Source organism: Planktothrix tepida PCC 9214 (genome assembly GCF_900009145.1).
GTDB classification, from domain to species: Bacteria; Cyanobacteriota; Cyanobacteriia; order Cyanobacteriales; family Microcoleaceae; genus Planktothrix; species Planktothrix tepida.
Map to the genome: position 1 here is coordinate 1 of NZ_LN889924.1, position 212 is coordinate 212.

The 212-nt window shown below is 43.4% G+C and carries 1 protein-coding gene; it reads right to left on the reverse strand.

Features of this window, described 5'->3' with window-relative positions; all coding sequences use genetic code 11:
- On the reverse strand, positions 1-212 hold a 212-nt coding region (locus PL9214_RS31870; protein ID WP_186440533.1), incomplete at both ends, for a hypothetical protein.

Consider the following 212-nt stretch of genomic DNA (forward strand, 5'->3'; position numbering starts at 1 on the left):
TATTTGCTATCACTACTGGGGTCAACACTGCTAATAATAGAATAGCCAATATCTCCATCTCGAATATTATCATCGACTCCGGTGATGGTAACGAGTTGAGGACTACTCCAATTTTGGGCGGTAAAGGTCACGCTAGGGGTTGATAAACTGGCTTCGTTGGGGTTACTACTATTGAGAGTAATCAGAACGTCTGATGTGGGTTGGGAGGTTAA